Origin of the sequence: Legionella tunisiensis, from assembly GCF_000308315.1 — a bacterium.
In the GTDB taxonomy this organism is placed as follows: Bacteria; Pseudomonadota; Gammaproteobacteria; order Legionellales; family Legionellaceae; genus Tatlockia; species Tatlockia tunisiensis.
Genome location: NZ_CALJ01000322.1, coordinates 1 through 1,211, shown reverse-complemented (window position 1 = coordinate 1,211; position 1,211 = coordinate 1). Strand labels below are relative to the sequence as shown.

The window sequence follows — 1,211 nt, the reverse complement described above, 5'->3', positions numbered from 1 at the left end:
ATTGGCGATATAGAGTACGGGTTTGGCAGTCAACAAGAATAAGCGTCGACTGAATAATTCTTCTTCTGGTGTGAGTACCAGGGTCCGCACTGGGAAACCTTCATCCAAATGCGCTTTGATTTTTTCAAGCGTTTGTTTTTCAAAAAGAGCTTCCTTATTGCCGCTTTTACTGTTTTTACTTGCTTTATTCAGTGCCTTTTCTACGCTGTCCATATCAGCCAACGCTAATTCTGTATTAATGACTTCGATGTCACTGAGAGGATCGATGCGCCCCTCAACATGAACCACATCGGAATTATCAAAACAACGGACAACATGGGCAATGGCGTCTGTTTCACGGATATTGGCGAGGAATTGGTTACCAAGACCTTCTCCACTTGCTGCTCCTTTAACCAGTCCGGCGATGTCAACAAACTGCATGGTAGTAGGTACGACTTGTTGGGGTTTAACAATTTCGCTTAGTGCATCGAGGCGTGGATCGGGTACAGTAACAATTCCAACATTAGGCTCAATCGTACAAAAGGGATAGTTTGCCGCTTCAATACCTGCTTTGGTTAATGCATTGAACAAAGTTGATTTACCCACATTAGGTAACCCAACTATTCCACATTTGAATCCCATAATATACCCTCACAAAATTCGTCAATAGTCTATTTACCGCGTTTTATGTCTGAGAGATCCTTCAGGCATAAAGCGCAGAACGTAGTAATATGTTTCTATGCGTTTATCCGGTAGTATACCTTATTTGTTATTTATAAAGTTGACTTTGATTAACCATTTAAGGTATTCATGGCGGTTGCCAGTTGGCCAGCCAATATAGCCGGTATGACCTCAAAACCTCTTTCCAGAGCGTCAAATATTAATTGTCTATCCTGCTGGGAGGGTTTGCCCAGTACATAATTCAAAACCATATCCTTATGACCAGGATGGCCAATCCCTACCCGTAAACGATGGAAATCTGCGCTACCCAGATGTGCAATCAGATCGCGTAGGCCGTTGTGTCCTCCATGCCCACCGCCAGTTTTGAGTTTTATGCGCCCAGCTGGGAGAGCCAATTCGTCATGGACGATTAGAATTTCATCAGGCTTAATGCGATAAAACTGTGACGTTTCCTTGGTTGCTAAACCGCTATGATTCATAAACGTTAAAGGCAATAAGGCTTTACACGAAAAATGATCAATTTCCAAATTGGCAATGTCGCCATGTATTTT

Annotated in this window: 2 protein-coding genes; both read right to left on the bottom strand. The window is 42.6% G+C overall.

The window, feature by feature from the left end; genetic code table 11:
* On the bottom strand, window positions 1-621 hold a 621-nt coding region (ychF, locus tag BN58_RS19655), incomplete at its 3' end, for a redox-regulated ATPase YchF (RefSeq protein WP_019218296.1).
* Window positions 622-770: 149 nt separating this feature from the next.
* A partial coding sequence (gene pth / locus BN58_RS27585) for an aminoacyl-tRNA hydrolase (protein ID WP_019218295.1) occupies window positions 771-1,211 on the bottom strand: 441 nt, incomplete at its 5' end.